The sequence below is a fragment of the Pseudomonas floridensis genome, assembly GCF_002087235.1.
Classification (GTDB): domain Bacteria; phylum Pseudomonadota; class Gammaproteobacteria; order Pseudomonadales; family Pseudomonadaceae; genus Aquipseudomonas; species Aquipseudomonas floridensis.
The window spans coordinates 1-20,697 of sequence record NZ_MUIO01000077.1 but is presented as its reverse complement, the minus strand read 5'-3'; the positions used below and the strand labels follow the sequence as shown (position 1 = coordinate 20,697).

19 protein-coding genes are annotated in these 20,697 nt (G+C 59.3%); 8 read left to right on the top strand and 11 right to left on the bottom strand.

What is annotated here, in order from left to right; all coding sequences use genetic code 11:
• Positions 1–10: 10 nt before the first annotated feature.
• Positions 11–751, bottom strand: coding sequence for a septum site-determining protein MinC (gene minC, locus BZK31_RS19240; protein ID WP_083184559.1), 741 nt, complete (start codon positions 749–751; stop codon positions 11–13).
• 120 nt (positions 752–871) lie between these two features.
• On the opposite strand from minC, the gene BZK31_RS19235 reads away from it, so the two are divergent.
• Positions 872–1,804, top strand: a complete 933-nt coding sequence (locus BZK31_RS19235; protein ID WP_083184521.1) for a lipid A biosynthesis lauroyl acyltransferase — start codon at positions 872–874, stop codon at positions 1,802–1,804.
• Positions 1,805–1,836: 32 nt separating this feature from the next.
• Positions 1,837–3,021, top strand: a complete 1,185-nt coding sequence (locus tag BZK31_RS19230) for a patatin-like phospholipase family protein (RefSeq protein ID WP_083184520.1) — start codon at positions 1,837–1,839, stop codon at positions 3,019–3,021.
• 37 nt (positions 3,022–3,058) lie between these two features.
• On the opposite strand, the gene BZK31_RS19225 is transcribed toward BZK31_RS19230, so the two are convergent.
• From BZK31_RS19225 to BZK31_RS19215, 3 genes are all read right to left on the bottom strand, one after another.
• Complete coding sequence (locus tag BZK31_RS19225) at positions 3,059–3,913, bottom strand: pirin family protein (protein ID WP_083184519.1); 855 nt, start codon at positions 3,911–3,913, stop codon at positions 3,059–3,061.
• 197 nt (positions 3,914–4,110) lie between these two features.
• Positions 4,111–4,923 carry an MlaA family lipoprotein gene (locus tag BZK31_RS19220; protein WP_083184518.1) on the bottom strand — a complete coding sequence of 271 codons (813 nt, stop codon included), beginning with the start codon at positions 4,921–4,923 and terminating at the stop codon, positions 4,111–4,113.
• Complete coding sequence (locus BZK31_RS19215; protein ID WP_083184517.1) at positions 4,916–6,214, bottom strand: serine/threonine protein kinase; 1,299 nt, start codon at positions 6,212–6,214, stop codon at positions 4,916–4,918. The genes BZK31_RS19220 and BZK31_RS19215 overlap by 8 nt, the downstream gene beginning before the upstream one ends.
• A gap of 1,221 nt (positions 6,215–7,435) precedes the next feature.
• Here BZK31_RS19215 and BZK31_RS19200 point away from each other — a divergent pair.
• The 3 genes from BZK31_RS19200 to BZK31_RS19190 all read left to right on the top strand — a co-directional run bounded on the left by BZK31_RS19200 (position 7,436) and on the right by BZK31_RS19190 (position 10,494).
• Positions 7,436–8,290, top strand: a complete 855-nt coding sequence (locus tag BZK31_RS19200) for a glycine betaine ABC transporter substrate-binding protein (protein ID WP_083184516.1) — start codon at positions 7,436–7,438, stop codon at positions 8,288–8,290.
• Positions 8,291–8,527: 237 nt separating this feature from the next.
• Positions 8,528–8,839, top strand: coding sequence for a DUF485 domain-containing protein (locus tag BZK31_RS19195; RefSeq protein ID WP_083184515.1), 312 nt, complete (start codon positions 8,528–8,530; stop codon positions 8,837–8,839).
• Entirely contained in the window at positions 8,836–10,494 is a 1,659-nt protein-coding gene (locus tag BZK31_RS19190; RefSeq protein ID WP_083184514.1) for a cation acetate symporter, read from the top strand. Before BZK31_RS19195 ends, BZK31_RS19190 begins: the two co-directional genes overlap by 4 nt.
• 104 nt (positions 10,495–10,598) lie before the next feature.
• On the opposite strand, the gene BZK31_RS19185 is transcribed toward BZK31_RS19190, so the two are convergent.
• Complete coding sequence (locus tag BZK31_RS19185) at positions 10,599–10,757, bottom strand: DUF3309 family protein (protein WP_083184513.1); 159 nt, start codon at positions 10,755–10,757, stop codon at positions 10,599–10,601.
• Between the two features lie 287 nt (positions 10,758–11,044).
• On the opposite strand from BZK31_RS19185, the gene BZK31_RS19180 reads away from it, so the two are divergent.
• The 3 genes from BZK31_RS19180 (at position 11,045) to csrA (ending at position 12,717) form a co-directional block, all read left to right on the top strand.
• A complete protein-coding gene (locus BZK31_RS19180) occupies positions 11,045–11,422 on the top strand; it encodes a DUF2784 domain-containing protein (protein ID WP_083184512.1) in 378 nt (125 codons plus the stop codon).
• A gap of 103 nt (positions 11,423–11,525) precedes the next feature.
• Complete coding sequence (locus BZK31_RS19175) at positions 11,526–12,338, top strand: SDR family oxidoreductase (protein WP_083184511.1); 813 nt, start codon at positions 11,526–11,528, stop codon at positions 12,336–12,338.
• 181 nt (positions 12,339–12,519) lie between these two features.
• The gene (csrA, locus tag BZK31_RS19170; protein WP_083184510.1) at positions 12,520–12,717 is read left to right on the top strand and encodes a carbon storage regulator CsrA; all 198 of its coding nucleotides are present in this window, start codon (positions 12,520–12,522) and stop codon (positions 12,715–12,717) included.
• 3 nt (positions 12,718–12,720) lie between these two features.
• Here csrA and BZK31_RS19165 read toward each other — a convergent pair whose 3' ends face one another.
• The 6 genes from BZK31_RS19165 to BZK31_RS19140 form a co-directional block, all read right to left on the bottom strand.
• Positions 12,721–12,948: a YheU family protein gene (locus BZK31_RS19165; RefSeq protein ID WP_004879420.1), complete on the bottom strand. Its 228-nt coding sequence runs from the start codon at positions 12,946–12,948 to the stop codon at positions 12,721–12,723.
• Positions 12,949–13,101: 153 nt separating this feature from the next.
• Complete coding sequence (locus BZK31_RS19160; protein WP_083184509.1) at positions 13,102–14,298, bottom strand: osmoprotectant NAGGN system M42 family peptidase; 1,197 nt, start codon at positions 14,296–14,298, stop codon at positions 13,102–13,104.
• Positions 14,299–14,381: 83 nt separating this feature from the next.
• A complete protein-coding gene (ngg, locus tag BZK31_RS19155) occupies positions 14,382–16,130 on the bottom strand; it encodes an N-acetylglutaminylglutamine synthetase (protein WP_083184508.1) in 1,749 nt (582 codons plus the stop codon).
• 3 nt (positions 16,131–16,133) lie between these two features.
• The gene (locus BZK31_RS19150; RefSeq protein ID WP_083184507.1) at positions 16,134–17,906 is read right to left on the bottom strand and encodes an N-acetylglutaminylglutamine amidotransferase; all 1,773 of its coding nucleotides are present in this window, start codon (positions 17,904–17,906) and stop codon (positions 16,134–16,136) included.
• A 177-nt stretch (positions 17,907–18,083) separates the two neighbouring features.
• Positions 18,084–19,160, bottom strand: a complete 1,077-nt coding sequence (locus BZK31_RS19145; protein ID WP_167378049.1) for a lipocalin-like domain-containing protein — start codon at positions 19,158–19,160, stop codon at positions 18,084–18,086.
• A partial coding sequence (locus BZK31_RS19140) for an ABC transporter permease (RefSeq protein ID WP_157900767.1) occupies positions 19,150–20,697 on the bottom strand: 1,548 nt, incomplete at its 5' end. The genes BZK31_RS19145 and BZK31_RS19140, both read right to left, overlap by 11 nt.

The window sequence follows — 20,697 nt, the reverse complement described above, 5'->3', positions numbered from 1 at the left end:
GCAGTATCCGTTAAAGCCGAATGATGTTCAACACGTCACCAGACAGGCTGACTTGTACCGGCGAGCCCCACAACGGGTCCCTGCGCAGGTCTTCTGATACCTTGTATTGCCCGGCGATCGAAATCAGCTCGGCGCTCAACTGCTGGCAAAAAATACGTGCCTTGGTGTCGCCTTTGATCCCGGCCAGCGCTCTACCGCGCATCGGGCCGTACACATGGATGTTTCCATCGGCCAGAAGTTCCGCACCGGGACTGACAGGCGCCACCACTACCAGGTCGCCACCCTGGGCATAAATCTGCTGTCCGCCGCGCACTGGCGCGGTGATCACGCGGGTTGGCTTGATGACGGGCTCGGGTGGTTTTTCCGGAATCTTTTTCGGCGCTTCGGCTTCGACCGGGTCCAGCACGCGTTCTCTGGCACCGGATGGCGGAAGTACCGGCAGGTCGACGGCGATGGCCGCCGCGATGTCTTCGATGCGGTTGGCGCGGATCGCCAGGGTTCGCAGGCCATGCTGGCGGCAGATACGCATCATCCCCGGCAGGTCCACCGAGCCCTCGCTGGGCGCGAGCTTGTCCAGTGCCAGGATCAGCGGAGTATTGCTGAAGAAATTCGGCGCCTGCGCGACCTTTGCCGCCAGTTGCCGGTCAAGCGCTTCAAGATTGGTTCGGGCCAGCTCCATCACGGTGATGGCAAGCATGCTGCCCTTGAGCTGAAATACAGGTTCGGAGTTTTGCGATTCAATCTGGCTCATGGTCGGCATACACAACAGCTTGTCGCTAAAAGTGCCGAGACTTATAACGAGAACGCCCGCAGGCCGCAAGCCGGTCGAACCGATGTAGAATGCGCGGCCTTTGTTCTGACGGAAGCCCAAATGGATCGCCCGCGCTTTAAAGCCCACTTCCTTCACCCCCGTTTCTGGCCGCTATGGCTGGGTCTGGGGCTTCTGTGGCTGATCGTGCAGTTGCCGTTTCGCGTGTTGCTGGTCATCGGTCGGCTGTTGGGGGCCGTGATGTACCGCATCGCCACTGATCGAAAATATATCGCCTCGCGCAATCTGGCGCTGTGTTTCCCACACCTGTCCGCTGCCGAGCGCAAGCAACTGCTGAAAGAGAACTTCGCCTCCACCGGCATCGCCTTCTTCGAGATGGCCATGAGTTGGTGGTGGTCGAAACAGCGCCTGGCCAGGCTGGCCCATATCGAAGGGCTGGAGCATCTGCACAACGCCCGGCAGAAGGGCGAAGGTGTGATTCTGATGGCGTTTCACTTCACGACACTGGAGATCGGTGCCGCACTGCTTGGTCAGCAGCACACCATCGACGGGATGTACCGCGAACACCGCAATGCGCTGTTCGACTTCATCCAGCGGCGTGGACGCGAGCGTCACAATCCGGACTCGCTTGCCGTCGAGCGTGAAGACGTGCGCAGCATGCTCAAGCTGCTGCGCTCCGGCCGGGCCATCTGGTATGCGCCGGATCAAGACTACGGCGCCAAGCAGAGCGTCTTCGTGCCATTGTTCGGCATCCAGGCAGCGACTGTGACCGCGACCAGCAAGTTCGCCAGGCTGGGGCGCGCTCAAGTAGTGCCGTTCACTCAGCAGCGTCTGGCGGACGGCAGCGGCTATCGTCTGGTCATACACCCGCCGATGCAGGATTTTCCGGGCGAGAGCGACGAAGCCGATTGTCTGCGCATCAATCAATGGGTAGAAAGTGCTGTCACACAGTGCCCGTCGCAATATCTTTGGGCGCATCGACGCTTCAAGAGTCGACCCGCCGGTGAACCGAAGCTATATAAGAAACATAAATAAAAAGCGTCGTTGATCATCGAGGTCAGTTGTAGATGCCAGAATCCGCCGTAGCGATCCCTGTTGCAAACGATGTCGAGCCCGTCACCGGGCTCATTCTTTCAGGCGGCGGTGCCAGAGCCGCCTACCAGGTGGGAGTCCTGGCCGGCATTGCCGACCTGTTGCCACCCGGTTCTGCCAATCCCTTTCCGGTAATCGTCGGTACTTCGGCAGGCGCGATCAACGCCGTGAAGCTGGCCAGTGGTGCGCTGCATTTTCGGATCGCCATCCACCAGTTGACCGAGTTCTGGCAGTCCTTTCGCAGCCATCAGGTACTGCGCAGTGACTGGCCCGGTGTCATCCGTCAGGCCGGCCGGTTTTTTGGCCGCAGCATGACCGGGCTGGGCCGCAACATTCCGGTTGCCTTGCTCAACAGCTCGCCGTTACGTGATTTGCTGACCGAACGGCTGGATCTCAGCGGAATCGACGCGGCCATCGAAGCACATCATCTGCGTGCGGTAGCAGTGACCGCCTTTGGTTACGAATCGGGACAAGCGGTCACGTTCTATCAGGGGCGCGGCACCATCGAGCCCTGGCTGCGTCATCGGCGGATCGGCAGGCCCACTCAGCTCACCGTTGAGCATCTGCTGGCCAGTTCAGCCATTCCGCTGTTGTTCGCGCCGATCAAGCTTGAGGATGAGTATTTCGGCGACGGTGCCGTGCGTCAGTCGGCACCGATCAGTCCGGCCCTGCATTTGGGTGCCAACCGGGTGCTGGTTATCGGTGTGAGTGGTAATCCGCGCGGCCTGCAGCCCAAAAAACCGGCGCCTCGTCCGGCAAGCGGTGCGCAGCCGAGTCTGGCGCAGATCAGCGGCCACATGCTCAACAGCACGTTCATCGATAACCTTGAAAGCGATATCGAACTGCTCGAGCGTTTGAACATCGCCAGCGCATTGTTGGCTGACGAGCAGGCCCGCACTCAGCCAGGCCTGGCGCCGGTGGAGGTGCTGGTGATTTCGCCAAGCCAGCCGCTGGACCAGATCGCCGCTCGCCACCGTCGCGAATTGCCGCCTGCACTGCGCACCTTTCTGCGCGGGCCGGGAGCGACCAAGACCAGTGGGGCCAGCGTGTTGAGCTATCTGCTGTTCGAGTCCGGATATTGCAGCGAGTTGATCGAGCTGGGGCGGCACGATGCGATTGCGCAGGGTGCCGAACTGAAGCGGTTTCTGCGGCTGCCATGAAGAAGGCCTCCTCGTCGTCAGGAGGAGGCCTGCGGTATCACGCGGTCAGACGGTCATCCCGAAAATCGCGCAGCGCCTGCTCGATTTCTTCGCGGGTGTTCATCACGAACGGGCCGTATTGCGCAATGGGCTCGCGCAACGGGCGCCCGGCGATCAGCAGCACCCGTGCGCCCTCGGCGCTGTCCAGTTGCAGTTCACCTTCGTCAGCCAGACGCACCATACGGCTGGCGCCGATCGATTGCGCGCAGCCTTCGACCTTAAGGCTGCCTTCGTACACGTACAGCAGCGCACGGTGGCCTTGCGGAATGCGCGGGCTGATACGGCTGCCTGTCGGCATGTGGAAATCGAAATACAGTGGCTCAGTGTCAGGACGTTGCACTGCGCCGGTCTGCTGCACCAGTCCGTCGTCGAACTGGCCGGCGATCACTACCACGTCCACGCCCGCCTGCGTGGTCAGCCGGGGAATGTTTTCCGGCTGGATATCCCGATAGCTGGCGTCGGCCAGCTTGTTCTTGCCCGGCAGGTTAAGCCACAGCTGAAAGCCGCGCATCACGCCTTGCTCCTGCTCGGGCATTTCGCTGTGAATGATCCCGCGCGCAGCCGTCATCCACTGCACGCCGCCGCCCTGCAGCAGGCCAACATTGCCCATGTGGTCTTCATGGCGCATACGGCCTTCGAGCATGTAGGTCACGGTTTCGAATCCGCGATGCGGATGCGGCGGGAAGCCTGCGATGTAGTCGTCCGGCATGTCGGAGCCGAACTCGTCGAGCATCAGAAACGGATCGAACTGCTCAACGCCCTGACCGCCAAACACGCGTGTCAGGCGTACGCCAGCACCATCTGAGGTCGGTTGGCCGGCCTGAATCGACAGTACTTTACGAAATTGAGACATGGAAAAAGGCTCTCCTGAACAGGTGGCAATGGGTGCCATGGTATGCCTGTCCAATCGATAAAAAGATCTGAAAAACTGCTGTAATTGATCGTGCCAGTCGATATGTCGAGCGTGGCACTGTTTGTGATTGGCTCGATTCAGCTGCAAAAACGGCCAGTCCGATCACTCGGGCTGGCCGTCTTTTGTGCGCGCTTCGCTTACTCGGCGATCTGCAACTTGCGCGACTCGGTGTACACGTAACGCACTTTCTCGTACTCGAACGGCGAGTTCAGTTGACCGTAACGGAAGCTGGTCACGTAGCGCTTGTCGATGCCCCGCAACACGATGATCTCCGGATGATCATTGCTGACTTCTGCCACGTTCAGGAAGTTGATCTGCTGCTCGGCGGTGTAATCGAACAGCAACCCACCGGTGTCACGCAGGTTGGAAGGGCCGAACAGCGGCAGTACCAGGTAAGGACCCGCTGGAACGCCGTAGAAACCCAGGGTCTGGCCGAAGTCTTCACTCTGGCGCGGCAGGCCCATCATGGTCGCCGGGTCCCACAGGCCGGCGATGCCGATGGTGGTGTTGAGCAGCAGGCGGCCGGTGGTTTCCATCGAGCGCTGGCCCTTGAACTGCAGCAGGCTGTTGAGCAGGTTGGGCACGTCGCCCAGGTTGCTGAAAAAGTTGCTGACACCGCTGCGTACGAAGCCCGGTGTCACGTAGCGGTAGCCGTTCACGACGGGCAGGAACACCCATTCGTCGAAGCGGTAGTTGAAGTGGTAGACGCGGCGGTTCCAGGATTCCAGCGGGTCGTAGACTTCCAGGGCGTTGATGGACGCACGCTCGAACTCACGCTGATCCAGGCCCGGGTTGAACTGCAGCGACTTGAGTGGCTGAGTGAAACCGTCGGCGTCCAGCTGGCGGGCAACGGTCGCCGGATGCTCGGCCTTGTTGCTGGTGGCCGCGTCAGCGGCGTGTGCGGTACTTGCGCAGAGCAGGGCGGCAAGAAGTAAAAGACGTTTAGCCACGGAAGAACTCCAGCATGGCGTCGCTGTTGACGCGGTAATTGATGTTGCCGCAATGGCCGCCGTACGGATAAACGGTCAGGCGATCGCCGAAAGTCTTGCGCAGGAAGCCTAGGTCACCGGAACCCAGAATCACGTCGTCAGCGTTGTGCATGACCGCGATCTTGGTGTTGCTGTGCAGGTAATCTTTGAGGGCGTACAGGCTGACCTGATCGACCAGTTGCAACAGGCTGCCGCCATCGGTGCGGGCGCGCCACATCGGGATGACCTGTTCGGTCAGGTAGCAGTCGAAGTCACACTGCAAGGCACGCTTGAGGAACGGGGTCAGACTGGTGCCTTCGGTAATCGGAAACTTGGGTGGCGTGATCAGGCCGCGGCGGTTGATCAGATCGGACGTGAACGCGATATCGGCTGACGAGAAGCGGAACGAGGTGCCGATCAGCATCGCCATCTGTTCATTGGTCAGGTGCTGCTTGGACTGTTGAAAGTCGAACAGCAGGGCATCGTTGAGATCGATGTAGCCCTTCTGGCGGAAGTAACGCGTCAACTTGGCCAGTACAAGTTCATAGAACGTGGTGGTGTTGTTGATGCCCTTGACGTTGGTCTGTACCAGTTTGTCGAGGTTGCTGATCGAGGTGTAAAGATTGACCGGCGGGTTGAGCAACAACACTTTCTTGAAGTTGAAGCTGCGACGGGTTTCATCCAGTTGGCTGACGAACGCTGCGTTGAGCGCACCGAGGCTGTAGCCGGTCAGGTAATAGTCTGTCACTGGAAGTTGCGCCTGTTGTGCGCGAATCGCTTGCATCACGCGGTATAGGTCTTCGGCGTCATCCTTTGAGATGCCGGGTGTTGCGAAGCGTGAGGCCGAACTCATGAAGTCGTAGCTGGTGGGCGACGACAACTGCACGACGTGGTAACCCGCGCCGTAATAGAGCTTCTTCAGGAATTCATTGATGGTGCTGTTGTAAGGCGCGCCGGTGCCCGCGATCAGAAAAATCAGCGGCGCGGCGTGATCCTGCCTGGCCAGCCGGTAGTGCAGCTTCTTCACCGCCCAGAAATTGTCGGGCAGGGTGAACTCCCGCTCAGGGTGAAGGTTGAGCGTGTAGACATCCTGATCGATGTCTTCGTCATCGGGCAGGTCGGGACGCAGGTCCGGAGGTGTTGTTGCAATGGTCGCTTCGAACGGATTAGTCAGCGGGTAGCCATAAGTGGCGGGGTCGACATTCGTCGCCAGAGCGGACGCACTTAAACACAGGCCACCAATAACGGTAGCGAAGCGCAGAAAACGGAGCATGACTAAATCCCTTGGGAAAGAAGTGCTGATGAGGTACGCAGGCTATGACCACCGGTGTAGTGCCAAAGTGCCGCATTGCGGGTGCGAACCTTGTAAACCTGACGGAACAATACACGGTCTGTGGATTTTGCAATGCAGATCTGTGCTTTTTTTTCCACACCACCGGATTTTGCCGGTGCACATGCGCTGTCGTTCCGTTTCAGACGGTATATCGGCGTATCAGAACGGGGTTGGAGGGCCGCGTCGAGAAAAGATTCGCTGCGCTGGAAATAAAACCTGAACGCCAGACAGCACAAAGGAGAGCCGGAGCTCTCCTTCTAATGTGTTTTGCGTGCTCTTTTTATTGTTATAGGGCGGCCTGTTGTTGTTTTTGGCGACCTGTCCCTTTACTGCGTTCTTGTGCGATCCCCATCCGGGATCAAGAGCAAACGTATTTTTTTGAGCGCTGATTCACTTTAACCCTCTGTCTGCACAACGTCGGGGTCCAACCGGTTCTGGAGCTACCTTGAGGCAGTTTTATTGTTCTCTGTCCGGTTGCGGAGCCTCGTGAGCCGAAGTCCCTGTAAAGCTGATCCACTCCAAAAAAATCTGTTAGCTGCGTCTCTGTCCGTGTTGTTCTTGTTATGTCAGAGCCGTTACGTCTTGTTCTTATTGGTTTGCTGCGCATTTATTGTTTTTGTTGTGCAGGAGAGATAGCAGAAGCTGTGCCAACTTTTAAAAATTCAATAAAAACAATGGCTTAATAATTTTATTCGATGGGCGTAGCACCAAAAAACGGTCTGTATGTTTCCGTGTTACCCGAATCGGGAGGCACAAGTGAGGTAGCGGTAACACATCCTGTTTCCGCTTTCATGACGAACCAGCGTGGTGCGTGTCGCTGGCTGGCAAGCGGGCCCGTGCGCCGACTCTCTCGTGAAACGACGTCACGCTGGTCAGTCCGGTACGCAAAAAACAGATGAGGGTGAGGACGCTTTTCGCCTGGCCGTGTCGTTGATGGCTGTGTGATGTCGTTTCCCGTTGTCCCGGTGTCGCAGGCAGAGCATGCCGGATCACGGCGCAGGTCGATGATCAAGGTGGCGTTGCGGTGCGTGTCATTGCGCGCAGGAGCGATCGAAGCGTGCAGGTCGCAGCCTGCCCCAAAGTCGGGCAGGCATGCGGTCCTGAAGAACAACGTTAACCATGCCCGACATTCGTCGGTGCAGGACTTCCGGGGAAGTGACGATGAAGATGCGAAAAATCCTGGGCGCGGGTGCCGCTCTGGTACTTGCTGTCAGCTCCACGCTGGCCCTTGCTCAAACCAAGACGCTGACCATTGGCTATGTAGAGGGCTGGTCCGACAGCGTGGCCACCACCTTCGTGGCCTCCGAGGTGCTCAAACAGAAGCTCGGCTATGACGTGAAATTGCAATCCGTGGCCGCCGGGATCATGTGGCAGGCGGTTGCCACCGACAAGCTCGACATGATGTTGTCCGCCTGGCTGCCGGGTACGCATGGCGAGTACTACAGCAAGTACAAGGATCAGGTCGTCAACTACGGCCCCAACTTCAAGGACGCCAAGATCGGCCTGATCGTGCCGGAGTACGTGAAAGCCAAGACCATCGAAGACCTCAAGACCGATGATTCCTTCAAGAAGAAGATCACTGGCATCGACGCAGGCTCGGGCGTGATGATCAAGACTGATCAGGCCATCAAGGATTACGGGCTGGACGGTTACAAGCTGCAGGCCAGCTCCGGCGCAGGCATGATTGCCGAACTGACCCGGGCGGAAAAGCGGAACGAATCCATCGCCGTAACCGGTTGGGTGCCGCACTGGATGTTCGCCAAGTGGAAGCTGCGCTTCCTGGAAGATCCCAAGGGCGTCTATGGCGCTGCCGAGACCGTCGACAACGTCGCAAGCCTGGGCCTTGAGAAAAAAGCGCCTGACGTGGTGGCGTTCCTGAAAAAATTCCAGTGGGCTTCCAAGGACGAGATCGGTGAAGTGATGCTGGCCATTCAGGACGGTGCCAAGCCTGAAGCCGCTGCCAAGGAATGGGTCGCCAAGCACCCTGATCGCGTTGCCGCCTGGACCGCCAAATAACGCCTGACGCTTCTGCTTCAAGCCTTTCAAGGCCATCTGGCACTTCAGCCAGATGGCCTTTTGTCTGTCCGGCGCCGGAGGTTGTGAAGCGCTGGCTGCATGATCTTTTCCCGATATCCGGCAGAGCCGTCGATCTACAACTAATGTCGTTCTAATACTAAGGTCGTCTGGAGTGCGCGCCGGACCCGACTAAAGTGGATTGCGTGACATCTCATCTGTGCTGCGAGGACAAAAACAATGAACGACAGCATTTACCTCTCGATTCAAAACAGCCCGCGATTCAAGGAGCTGGTTTCCAAGAGAGAGCGTTTCGCCTGGATTCTCTCGGCGATCATGCTCGGGCTTTACGCCGCATTCATCTTATTGATTGCGTACGGGCCGCATATCCTGGGTGCCAAACTGAGCGCGACCTCATCGATTACCTGGGGGATGCCGATCGGGGTAGGCCTGATTGTCTCGGCATTCATCCTGACGGCCATTTACGTGCGCCGGGCCAATGGCGAGTTCGACGATCTGAACAATGCGATTCTCAAGGAGGCTCAGCAATGATTCGTCGTCTATCCGTGGCCCTCGGCCTGTCCGTATGTGCGCCGGCCCTCATGGCGGCAGATGCCCTGACCGGGGCGGTACAGAAACAACCCCTGAACGTCTCGGCGATCGTGATGTTCCTGTTGTTCGTATGCTTCACGCTTTACATCACCTACTGGGCGTCGAAGAAAAACAAGACAGCGTCGGACTACTACTCCGCAGGCGGCAAGATCACCGGTTTTCAGAACGGTCTGGCCATCGCAGGCGACTACATGTCGGCAGCGTCCTTCCTGGGTATTTCCGCGCTGGTGTATACCTCCGGCTACGACGGCCTGATCTACTCGATCGGCTTCCTGGTGGGCTGGCCGATCATCCTGTTCCTGATCGCCGAGCGCCTGCGTAACCTGGGCAAGTACACCTTCGCCGACGTAGCGTCCTATCGTTTGAAGCAAAAAGAGATTCGTACCCTGTCGGCCTGCGGTTCGCTGGTTGTGGTTGCGTTCTACCTGATTGCCCAGATGGTCGGCGCAGGCAAGCTGATCCAGCTGCTGTTCGGCCTGGATTACACCGTTGCCGTGGTACTGGTCGGTATCCTGATGTGCCTGTACGTGCTGTTCGGCGGCATGCTGGCCACCACCTGGGTACAGATCATCAAGGCGGTGATGCTGCTGTCCGGTGCCTCGTTCATGGCGCTGATGGTCATGAAACACGTCAATTTCGACTTCAACATGCTGTTCTCCGAGGCGATCAAGGTTCACCCCAAAGGTGAAGCGATCATGAGCCCTGGCGGCCTGGTGAAAGACCCGATCTCGGCGTTCTCGCTCGGCCTGGCACTGATGTTCGGTACTGCCGGCCTGCCACACATCCTGATGCGCTTCTTCACCGTGAGTGATGCCAAGGAAGCCCGCAAATCGGTGCTCTACGCCACCGGTTTCATCGGCTACTTCTACATCCTGACCTTCATCATCGGTTTTGGCGCGATCCTGCTGGTCAGCACCAACCCGATGTTCAAGGACGCAGCCGGTGCGCTGTTGGGCGGTAACAATATGGCGGCGGTTCACCTGGCGGATGCCGTGGGCGGCAGTCTGTTCCTGGGCTTCATCTCTGCGGTGGCGTTCGCCACTATTCTGGCAGTGGTTGCCGGTCTGACCCTGGCTGGTGCCTCGGCGGTGTCCCATGACCTGTACGCCAGCGTGATCAAGGCAGGCAAGGCCAACGAGAAGGATGAGATCCGCATCTCCAAGATCACCACCATCGCCCTGGCGGTCGTGGCGATCCTGCTGGGTATCGCCTTCGAAAGCCAGAACATCGCGTTCATGGTCGGCCTGGCGTTCTCGGTTGCGGCGAGCTGCAACTTCCCGATCCTGCTGCTTTCCATGTACTGGAAGAACCTGACCACCCGTGGCGCTATGATTGGCGGCTGGATGGGCTTGATCAGTGCGGTCGTGCTAATGGTGCTGGGCCCTACCATCTGGGTGCAGATCCTGCATAACCCGAAAGCCATCTTCCCTTACGAATACCCGGCGTTGTTCTCCATCGCCATCGCGTTCGTGGGTGTCTGGTTCTTCTCCATCACCGACAAGTCGAAAGCGGCGGAGGGCGAGCGCGCCTTGTTCTTCCCGCAGTTCGTACGTTCGCAGACCGGCCTGGGTGCCAGTGGTGCGGTGTCACACTAAGCGGCATGCAGCATTGAAAAGCAGCCTTCGGGCTGCTTTTTTCATGGGTAAACACAAGGCAATAAAAAACCCCGCTGGCAACAGCGGGGTTTTTGTCGGACGGGTTATATCCTGCCGAGCAACACCAGAATCAGCAGAATGATCAGAATCGTACCGATCACGCCCGACGGACCGTAGCCCCAGCTGCGCGAGTGCGGGAAGACCGGCAGGCCGCCGATCAGCAGCAGAATCAGAACGATGATAAGAATAGTGCCGATGCCCATGGTGAGTTCCTTCTTGTAATCCGGTTAGAGGTCCTGCAGTTAAAATTTCCAGCTCTAAGGCGTAAAGTTTTACCTGCTTGAAACATCCGACTCTGGCGGTTCATGAAAGGTTCGACCGGGTTTGAATAAAAACTTACAATTTTTAAAACTGTTCTATATCAATGGCTTGAGTTGAGTCGTTGCAGGTTTTACCGATGCAGATACTTCGCTAAACGGTGATAAAAGATTGAACTAACGGGCAATTAAAGCCTCGGCGTCATGGCTCTAAAATCACTCAGGATGTGCCAATGATCTACCGCCTTGCTGCCGACAGTGTGGTGCTTTTCCACCTGTTGTTCATTCTGTTCGTGTTGTTGGGTGGCGTGTTCGTGTTGCGCTGGTCATGGATGGCGCTGCTGCACGTCCCGGCCATGCTGTGGGGCGTGGCTGTCGAATTCCTGCACCTGTATTGCCCGTTGACGCCGCTGGAAAATGCCCTGCGCAGTCGGGCGGGCGAGCAGGGTTATGAAGGCGGTTTTATCGAGCATTACCTGATCCCGCTGATCTATCCCGCAGCTCTTACGCCTCAGATCCAGCTCTGGCTTGGCGGTATCGTTGTGTTGATCAACGCATCGATCTACGGCGTGTTGCTGGTACGTGGAATTCGCAGATTGCGGCACGGCTGAGCCGCGGGTTTGCTCCAGGCATTCAGCGTCTTGATGGTGGGGATGCACAGGCCCGGCTGTGATTACACTCCGTCTACTCCCGTACATCACAAGGCATTCCGTTATGCAGAACCGCATCATGATTACCGGCGCAGGCTCGGGTCTGGGCCGTGAAATTGCACTGCGCTGGGCGCGCGAAGGCTGGCGGCTGGCGTTGTCGGACGTCAACGACACCGGTCTGCAGCAAACCCTTGCGATGGTGCGCGAAGCGGGCGGTGACGGTTTCGTCCAGCGTTGCGATGTACGCGACTACAGCCAGCTCACCGCTTTCGCTCAGGCCTGTGAAGAGCGTTTCGGCGGCATCGACGTTATCGTCAACAACGCGGGCGTGGCGTCAGGCGGGTTCTTCAATGAGCTGTCGCTGGAAGACTGGGACTGGCAGATCGCAATCAACCTGATGGGCGTGGTCAAGGGCTGCAAGGCGTTCCTGCCGATGCTCCAGGCCAGCAAGGGCAAAATCATCAATATCGCGTCCATGGCCGCCTTGATGCAGGCTCCGGCGATGAGCAACTACAACGTTGCCAAAGCCGGTGTGGTCGCGCTGTCGGAAAGCCTGCTGGTGGAGTTGTGCGATCAGGAAATTGATGTGCACGTCGTCTGCCCTTCGTTCTTCCAGACCAACCTGCTGGATTCGTTTCGTGGACCGACGCCCTCCATGAAAGCGCAGATTGGCAGGCTGCTGGAGAAGTCCCCGATCACCGCCAGTGACATCGCCGACCACATTTTCGAGCAGGTCGGCAAAGGCGAATTCATGATCCTGCCGCACGAAGAGGGCCGCCTGGCCTGGGAATTGAAGCGCAAGCATCCGCAGGCGATGTACGACGAAATGACGGTCATGTGCGGGAAAATGCGTGCCAAGGCCCGGCAGTCGCACTGACCGTTCGTGTCGGTCGGGCGCGTAAGAAGAGAGTTTTCCTACGTTTTAGGCTTGAAAGTAGGGCATGTCCTTCGGTGCATTCCGATGCGCTTGAAGGGCATTACTGATTTGCCAACACCGTATTGCTGCCCTCCGTCCGGCACTGCACGCTGACTCTTTTGTAACAACAAGAGAGTTGAACATGCTGGTACTGACGCGGGAAATCGGTGAGACCTTTTCGATTGGTGATGACATCACCGTGCAGATTCTGGGGGTCAATGGCAATCAGGTCCGGCTGGGCATCGATGCGCCCAAGGACATCAAGATCCACCGCGCCGAAGTGTTCCGGCGTATCGCCAACAAGCTGGCGCAGCAGCAATCCGGGTCGCCGGCTGCCTGACCTTCAGTCAAAGAACTCCTTGGGCACGTCGTGCTTGAGCATCAGTTGACACTGCTGGCTTTCCAGATCGAAGAAGATCACCGCCTGACCTTTGGTCAGCGCATGACGTACGCGCAGAACGCGGGTCTGCAGCGGCGTCTCGTCGCCATTGTCAGTGCCTTCCCGCGTGACGAAGTCCTCGATCAGGCGGGTGAGGGTATCGGGTTCAAGCTGGTCGTAGGGAATGAGCATGGCGGTTCTCGTGTCGATAGCCGGCGATGATAGTGTGCAGCGTAGGGTGTCGCAATTTGTGAGGCGGTCAAAGTCCTGTTCCGGCGAACAAGACCACGCCCGTCAGGCCTGCACGGGAATGGCCTTGCTGCGTTGTCGACCGGTTTTTTTCGATCAGTTCTCTTCGCGATTCTGTCCGATCAGGCTGTCCACGGGTGGCACGCGGGTGTCTGACTCCATCTGCGCATCGTGTTCGATCTGATGACTGAACTGTTCCAGTGAAGCCTGACCCGGTTTAGCGTCGCTGGCGAACACCGGCGGACTGAGCATGTAGGCGCCCAGCAGTTTGCTGAGGGCCGCGAGGCTGTCGATGTGCGTGCGCTCGTAACCGTGAGTCGCATCGCAGCCGAAGGCCAGCAGGGCAGTGCGGATATCGTGGCCGGAAGTGACGGCCGAGTGCGCGTCGCTGTAGTAATACCGGAACAGGTCGCGGCGCACTGGCAATTCATTGTCGACGCCCAGGCGCAGTAAATGGCGGGACAGGTGATAGTCATAAGGGCCGCCCGAATCCTGCATGGCCACGCTGACCGCATGTTCGCTGGAGTGCTGGCCCGGCGCGACGGGGGCGATGTCGATGCCGACGAATTCGCTCACATCCCACGGCAACACACCCGCAGCACCCGTGCCGGTCTCCTCGGTGATGGTGAACAGCGGATGGCAGTCGATCAACGGCTCGGCACCGCTGTCGACAATGGATTTCAGCGCGGCCAACAGCGCGGCAACACCAGCCTTGTCATCGAGGTGTCGAGCGCTGATGTGCCCGCTTTCGGTGAACTCGGGCAGCGGGTCGAAGGCCACGAAGTCGCCGATGCCGATACCCAGCGATTCGCAGTCGGCGCGGGTGGTGCAGTAGGCATCCAGACGCAACTCGACATGGTCCCAACTGATCGGCATCTCATCGACCGCAGTATTGAATGCGTGCCCGGAGGCCATCAGCGGCAGTACGCTGCCGCGAATGATACCGGTGTCGGTGAACACACTGACCCGACTGCCTTCGGCAAAGCGGCTCGACCAGCAGCCAACGGCCGCCAAGGCCAGACGACCATTTTCCTTGACCTCGCGAACACTGGCACCAATGGTGTCCAGGTGCGCAGAGACGGCGCGGTCGGGCGAGTTCTGTTTGCCCTTGAGCGTCGCGCGAATGGTGCCACGACGAGTCAGTTCGAACGGAATGCCGAGTTCTTCCAGACGCTCGGCGACGTAACGCACGATAGTGTCGGTGAAACCGGTCGGGCTTGGGATCGCGAGCATTTCCAACAGAACTTTCTGCAGGTACTTCAGATCCGGATCGGGGATGGTTGCAGGGGTCATGGAAGGCTCCTCTTGGGTAAAGCGGCAAGCACCGGGCGCAAGCGACGATCAGGTCGTCGCTTCGGCCCGGGACCTGGAGCTGTCTAGGTGTGCGCAGGCAGGCTGTGCGGGAACAGCAGATCGACGAAGCGTTCGGCAGTAGGTTGAGGTTCGTGATTGGCGAGTCCGACGCGCTCATTGGCTTCAATGAACACATACTCGGGCTGATCGGCGGCCGGGACCATCAGGTCCAGACCGACCACCGGAATGTCCAGCGCTCGTGCAGCACGTACTGCGGCGTCGACCAGCACCGGGTGCAGGATCGCGGTGACATCTTCCAGACAGCCACCGGTGTGCAGATTGGCGGTGCGACGCACAGCCAGGCGCTCGTCCATCGGCAGAATGCTCGAATAGTCGTGGCCAGCCTCACGTACGGTACGTTCGGTTTCCTCGTCCATCGGGATGCGGCTCTCGCCATCGGTCGCCGCTTCACGGCGGCGGCTCTGCGCTTCGATCAACTGTTTGATGGTGTGGCGACCATCACCAATGATTTCAGCGGGGCGACGGATCGCCGCCGCCACCACATCGAAACCGATCACGACGATACGCAGATCAAGGCCTTCGTGAAAACTTTCCAGAATCACGCGGGTATCGAACTGACGGGCACGTTCGATGGCGTTCTGCACGTCTTCCAGCGTACGCAGGTCCACGGCAACGCCCTGACCCTGTTCGCCATCCAGCGGCTTGACCACCACCTGACCGTGTTGCTCGAGAAAGGCACGGTTCTGTTCTTCACTGCCGGCCCGCTGCTGGGCAGGCAAACGCAAGCCTGCGGCTTTAAGCGCTCGATGGGTCAGGCTTTTATCCTGGCACAAGGTCATGCTCACCGCGCTGGTCAGATCGCTCAGCGACTCGCGGCAGCGGATGCGCCGACCGCCGTAACTGAGCGTGAACAGCCCGGCGTCAGCGTCGTCCACCTGCACGTCGATGCCGCGGCGGTGGGCTTCTTCGACGATGATCCGCGCATAGGGATTGAATTCCGCCTGCGGGCCTGGGCCGAGAAACAGCGACTCATTGATGCCGTTCTTGCGCTTGATGGCGAACGTCTGCAGATTGCGGAAATTCAGCTTGGCATACAGCGCCTTGGCTTGTTCATTGTCATGTAGCACCGACAGGTCGAGGTAGCTGAGACCCCGGCTCATGAAATGCTCGACCAGATGTCGGACCAGCACTTCACCGACACCGGGACGCGTGCATTGCGGATCCACCGCCAGGCACCACAGGCTGCTGCCTTTTTCTGGATCGTTGAAGGCTTTCTGGTGGTTCAGGCCCATCACGCTGCCGATCACCGTGTTGGTGCTCTCATCTTCAGCGATCCAGTAAACCGGACCGCCCTGATGACGAGGAGTCAACAGCGAGTGATCGATAGGCAGCATACCCCGCGCCAGGTACAGGTTATTGATCGCCTGCCAGTCGGATTCGCTCTGAGCACGGCGGATGCGATAGCCACGGAACACGCGATGCGCCGGGCGATAGTCGCTGAACCACAAACGCAAGGTATCCGAAGGGTCGAGAAACAGCTGTTGCGGGGCCTGCGCCAGAACCTGTTGCGGGGCGGCCACGTAAAGCGCAATGTCACGCTCGCCGGGCTTTTCGTTGAGCAGGTCCTGCGCCAGCGCCGCCGGATCCGGAAAGGTATGGCCGATCAGCAGCCGCCCCCAGCCGCAGTGCAGGGCCAGCGGCTCCGCATCCGGCTGGCTGCCGTCTTCGGCGAAACGCGCTTGCAGACGTTCATACGAGGGCGACTGTCGGCGCAACAGGCGTTGGCTATAAGTCGTCGCATTCTGTTTCATGGATCACAGTCCTTGTTCGCTGAGCCACAGGTTCAGCGCAGCCAGTTGCCACAGCTTGGAGCCACGCAGTGGCGTGAGCTGGCCCTCGGGATTGGTCAACAGCTTGTCGATCATGGCCGGATTGAACAGGCCACGGTCCTGGCTGGAATCGGTCAGCAGCTCGCGCACCCAATTGAGGGTGTCGCCCTGCAAGTGCTTGAGGCCTGGTACCGGGAAATAGCCTTTCTTGCGGTCGATGACCTCGGACGGAATGACCATGCGTGCGGCTTCTTTCAGCACATGCTTGCCGCCATCCGGCAGCTTGAATTTGCCGGGAATGCGCGCCGACAACTCGACCAGGCGATAATCCAGGAACGGCGTACGTGCTTCCAGGCCCCAGGCCATAGTCATGTTGTCCACGCGCTTGACCGGGTCATCCACCAGCATCACGGTGCTGTCCAGACGCAGGGCCTTGTCGACTGCCGCGCTGGCACCGGGTTGGGCGAAGTGGTCGCGTACGAAATCACCGGCCGCATCGTTGGGTGTCAGCCATTTGGGCTGCACGGTTTCAGCGTATTCAGCGTAGCTGCGGTCGACGAAGGCATCGCGGTAGGCCGCAACCGGGTCTTTCGCGCCATCGACTTGTGGGTACCAGTGATAGCCAGCAAACAGTTCATCTGCGCCCTGGCCGCTCTGGACCACCTTGCAATGTTTGGCCACTTCACGGGACAGCAGGTAGAAGGCGATGCAGTCGTGGCTGACCATCGGTTCGCTCATCGCACGAAACGCGGCGGGCAACTGCTCGATGATCTCGCTTTCCTGAATGCGCAGCTGATGGTGACGGGTGCCGTAATGTTTGGCGATCAGGTCCGAATACTGGAACTCGTCGCCACGCTCGCCACCGGCATCCTGGAAACCGATGGAGAATGTCGACAGGTCCTCGACACCTACTTCACGCAGCAGGCCGACCAGCATGCTGGAGTCGACGCCGCCCGAAAGCAGTACACCGACATCCACGGCAGCGCGTTGGCGAATCGCCACGGCTTCGCGGGTGCTGTCCAGTACGCGGTCGCGCCAGTCTTCCAGCGTGAGGTTTTTCTCGTCCTCGTGAGGACCGTACGGCAGTGTCCACCAAACTTTTTGTTCGACCTGGCCACTGGCATCAATGCGCATCCAGCTGGCGGGCGGCAGCTTTTCCACACCCGCGAGCAGAGTGCGCGGCGCAGGCACCACGGCGTGGAAATTCAGGTAATGATTGAGTGCAATCGGGTCGAGCAGCGGGCTGATGTCACCGCCCTTGAGCAGCGCAGGCAGCGACGAGGCGAAGCGCAGACGTTTGTCGGTTTTCGACAGGTACAGCGGCTTGACGCCCAGTCGGTCACGAGCAATGAACAGGCGCTTGCTGTCGCGCTCCCAGATGGCGAACGCGAACATGCCATTGAGCTTGGGCAACATGTCTGCGCCCCACGCGTGATAGCCCTTGAGCAGCACTTCAGTGTCGCCACCGGAATGGAACGAATAACCCAGCGCTTCAAGCTCGGCACGCAATTCCGGAAAGTTATAAATCGCGCCGTTGAAGGCCATCGACAGGCCCAGATGGCTATCGATCATGGGCTGCGCCGAACCATCGGACAGGTCCATGATTTTCAGTCGGCGATGACCAAGGGCAATCGGCCCCTGGCTGTGAAACCCCCACGCATCCGGGCCGCGAGGCGCCAGCTCATGGGTAATACGTTCAACAGCGGCAAGGTCCGCTGGTTGATGGTCGAAACGTAGTTCACCTGCTAATCCGCACATAAGTCCTTACCGGGTTTCCGTTGGGGAGGTGACTGAGAAAGTGCAGTCACCCAGAAACTGACCCGAGCCAATCGCGGTAGTTTTAGATCAAAAAGTTATAAGAAGGGGCTCTCGCTGGGCGTGGCTATCGGCCTGCAGCCCGGATTACGTGCAGCTTTATGTCAGGCTGGACGCCGTTCAATACCCGGTCATCTCCAGGTAGCCGACGCCTCGCTGGCTGCCATCGAACGTCACCGGACCTTCCCAGTACGGGATATTCAGACCCATCCAGGCTTTGGAGTTGAGCGCCTTGGTGGTGATGTCCAGGTGCTTGCCGGGGATCTTGATCGACCAGCGTGTAGGCAACTGGCGATCGCCGATATCCGTGAGGTTGAGCGGCTCCAGGCTGACTTCACCCGCGTTCAGCAATTGAGTGCTCCCATCAGCCGCTATCCAGTTCCCGGTGACGTAGTGCTCGCCATTCTTATGGCGAATCCGGTAAAGCATCAGCCGCTCGCCACCTGCCAATTGCAGGGAAAACCAGTCCCAGCCGGTTTGATTGGCGGTCAAGGGTTGACTGCTCCACTCCCGGTCCAGCCAGGCGTTGCCGGTGACCTGATAGGTTTTGCCTTCGATTTCTACGCGGCCCTTGGCATCGAAAAAAGGCTGGCTGTAGTAATAGGAAGCCTGGCCTGCATCGGATTTCTGGCTGTAACCCTTGTCACCTTGCAGTACCAAAGGCTTCTTGGACGTCAGGTGCAGGTTATAACGGAAGTCCTCACCACTGGCGACCAAGTGCATACTGGCCAGAGGATCTTCTGTGTTGGAGTCGCTGCTCATCGACCAGTCGTCGATCCAGGCGGAGAACGGCGTCGTCGTCACGTTGGCCTGCCCCACGCCGCCACGTGCGGAGCGCCCTGCAAAGTGATGTCCCGTGGCTGATGTGGCGGCAGCATGCCCTAGCCAGATCGTGCCGTCATGCCATCCGCTGCCATTTTCAGTGCCAGGACCTAACGCGATGCGAAACAGTGTCCATTGCACGCCGAATTGTTGATCCTGGTCATTTTTCAAGGTGGCCGTGATGTACCACCACTCGATCCGAAAACCCGGATGCTGTCCGTGATCCTCTGGAAAAGCGAACACACGGCCCGGCACAACCTGGGTATAAGCGTCCGCCTTGTCGCCCAGCCCGGCGAAGCCGGATTCAGGGACCGGTTTGTCATCGCAGGCCGTCAGCAACAGGGCGACCATCAAGACCAGCCACTTAACGTTCATCGGCAAAGGTCCTCAGCAGATCGCTCGGTCGGCTTCTGTACAGTCTGAACAGCGGCCAGGCCGATGCGAGCAATGTCGCCAGAACCGCCAGGCTCATCAACTGCAACAATTGCCACGGGAAGACCCGTAGCGGCAATCGCCAGCCGAAGGCCTGTACATTGATCACGGTATTCAGGCACCAGGCCAGAGCGATGCCCAGCGGCAATGCCAGGATCACGGTCAGCACCGCCAGCATCCAGGTCTGAGCGAGGTTGAGCAGCATCAAGTGTCGTCGCGTGACGCCCATCGCCCAGAGCGGTGCAAGCTGCCCGAGGCGGCTCTGACTCTGGGTCAGCAGGCTGATGAACAGCGCGATGCCCGCTACACCCAGGGTCAGGCTGTTGAGGGCGGCAGTGGCTGCGAACGTGCGCTCGAATACCTGGCTGGACCAGCCCTTGAGCTGGCTCTGATCAATGATGCGGCTGTCATCCAGAACGAACTGCTTCTGCAGCGAGGCGATCAGAGGGGCGATGTCGGACGGGGCGATCCGCAAATTGAACCGGACCGGTTTCAGCTGCGGCCAGTGGGCAAGCAGCTTCGTGGAATTGACCAGCAGATGGCCCTTCGGATTTCCGTAGTCGGCATAGATGCCAACGATGCGTACCGGCCAGGGGCCGCCAGGCATCGGAAGGGGCAGGGTATCGCCAAGGCGCACGTTCAGCCGCCGGGCCATTTGCTCGCTGAGCATGATCGTGTCCTGCTCGGCCAGTTGATCCCAAGGGTTGCCCGCCGCAGCGTCGAGCAGTTCCCAGTGCTGGCGGTAGGTGCTGTGATCAATCACACCAAACAGGTCGGCGGGCCAGCCGTGCAATTGGATCGGCACCTGCCAGTTGGGCAGCACCGCCGTGATCGCCGGTTGCTGGCTCAGCCAGCGCTGCAGCGGTTCAGCCTGGGTCGGGTCTTGGGGGCTGACGTACAGCTCTGCGGTCAGACGCTGTGCCATCCAGCTATTGAAGGTTTCACGGAAGCCCGAAGTCATGCTGCCTGCGCCGATGTTGGCGGCCATTGCCAGCAGCAACGCCATCAAGGCCAGACTCAGCGTGGGTAGCTGTTGCCTGCAGTCGGCGAAAAACCACTGACCGGTGACCGAGTGGCCGCGCTTCAACAATCCGCCGAGCATTGCATCCAGTAAAACGGGCAGCCCCAATGCCGCGCCGAGTAACAATGCGGAGACCATGACGAAGCCTGATCCCAGCGAATCGCCCAGCCAAAGTGCGACGACCGCCACGACGGCAAAGATCACGGCCACCCAACCCTGACGACGCAACCAGCGAGCATGTGCCTGCTGCCAGGCTTGAGCATCGGCCAGCGCCAGCAGCGGCAGGCGCGCCGCTCGCAACAAACTGTTGGCACCGGCCAGCAGAGCGCCGAGGAGGCTGACGCCAATGCCGCTGAGCCACCAGCCCAGACTGAGATTCAGTTGCCCTGCGACCTCGGCCCCGTATAGACCACGCAGACTGGCGGCGACATCGGGCAGCAGCAGGCTGGCCAGCAGATA

Bases quoted from the DNA above. Each gene is read 5' to 3' on its own strand.
- minC (WP_083184559.1), bottom strand. From the start codon at position 751: ATGAGCCAGATTGAATCGCAAAACTCCGAACCTGTATTTCAGCTCAAG.
- BZK31_RS19235 (WP_083184521.1), top strand. From the start codon at position 872: ATGGATCGCCCGCGCTTTAAAGCCCACTTCCTTCACCCCCGTTTCTGG.
- BZK31_RS19230 (WP_083184520.1), top strand. From the start codon at position 1,837: ATGCCAGAATCCGCCGTAGCGATCCCTGTTGCAAACGATGTCGAGCCC.
- BZK31_RS19225 (WP_083184519.1), bottom strand. From the start codon at position 3,913: ATGTCTCAATTTCGTAAAGTACTGTCGATTCAGGCCGGCCAACCGACC.
- BZK31_RS19215 (WP_083184517.1), bottom strand. From the start codon at position 6,214: ATGCTCCGTTTTCTGCGCTTCGCTACCGTTATTGGTGGCCTGTGTTTA.
- BZK31_RS19200 (WP_083184516.1), top strand. From the start codon at position 7,436: ATGAAGATGCGAAAAATCCTGGGCGCGGGTGCCGCTCTGGTACTTGCT.
- BZK31_RS19195 (WP_083184515.1), top strand. From the start codon at position 8,528: ATGAACGACAGCATTTACCTCTCGATTCAAAACAGCCCGCGATTCAAG.
- BZK31_RS19190 (WP_083184514.1), top strand. From the start codon at position 8,836: ATGATTCGTCGTCTATCCGTGGCCCTCGGCCTGTCCGTATGTGCGCCG.
- BZK31_RS19185 (WP_083184513.1), bottom strand. From the start codon at position 10,757: ATGGGCATCGGCACTATTCTTATCATCGTTCTGATTCTGCTGCTGATC.
- BZK31_RS19180 (WP_083184512.1), top strand. From the start codon at position 11,045: ATGATCTACCGCCTTGCTGCCGACAGTGTGGTGCTTTTCCACCTGTTG.
- BZK31_RS19175 (WP_083184511.1), top strand. From the start codon at position 11,526: ATGCAGAACCGCATCATGATTACCGGCGCAGGCTCGGGTCTGGGCCGT.
- csrA (WP_083184510.1), top strand. From the start codon at position 12,520: ATGCTGGTACTGACGCGGGAAATCGGTGAGACCTTTTCGATTGGTGAT.
- BZK31_RS19165 (WP_004879420.1), bottom strand. From the start codon at position 12,948: ATGCTCATTCCCTACGACCAGCTTGAACCCGATACCCTCACCCGCCTG.
- BZK31_RS19160 (WP_083184509.1), bottom strand. From the start codon at position 14,298: ATGACCCCTGCAACCATCCCCGATCCGGATCTGAAGTACCTGCAGAAA.
- ngg (WP_083184508.1), bottom strand. From the start codon at position 16,130: ATGAAACAGAATGCGACGACTTATAGCCAACGCCTGTTGCGCCGACAG.
- BZK31_RS19150 (WP_083184507.1), bottom strand. From the start codon at position 17,906: ATGTGCGGATTAGCAGGTGAACTACGTTTCGACCATCAACCAGCGGAC.
- BZK31_RS19145 (WP_167378049.1), bottom strand. From the start codon at position 19,160: ATGAACGTTAAGTGGCTGGTCTTGATGGTCGCCCTGTTGCTGACGGCC.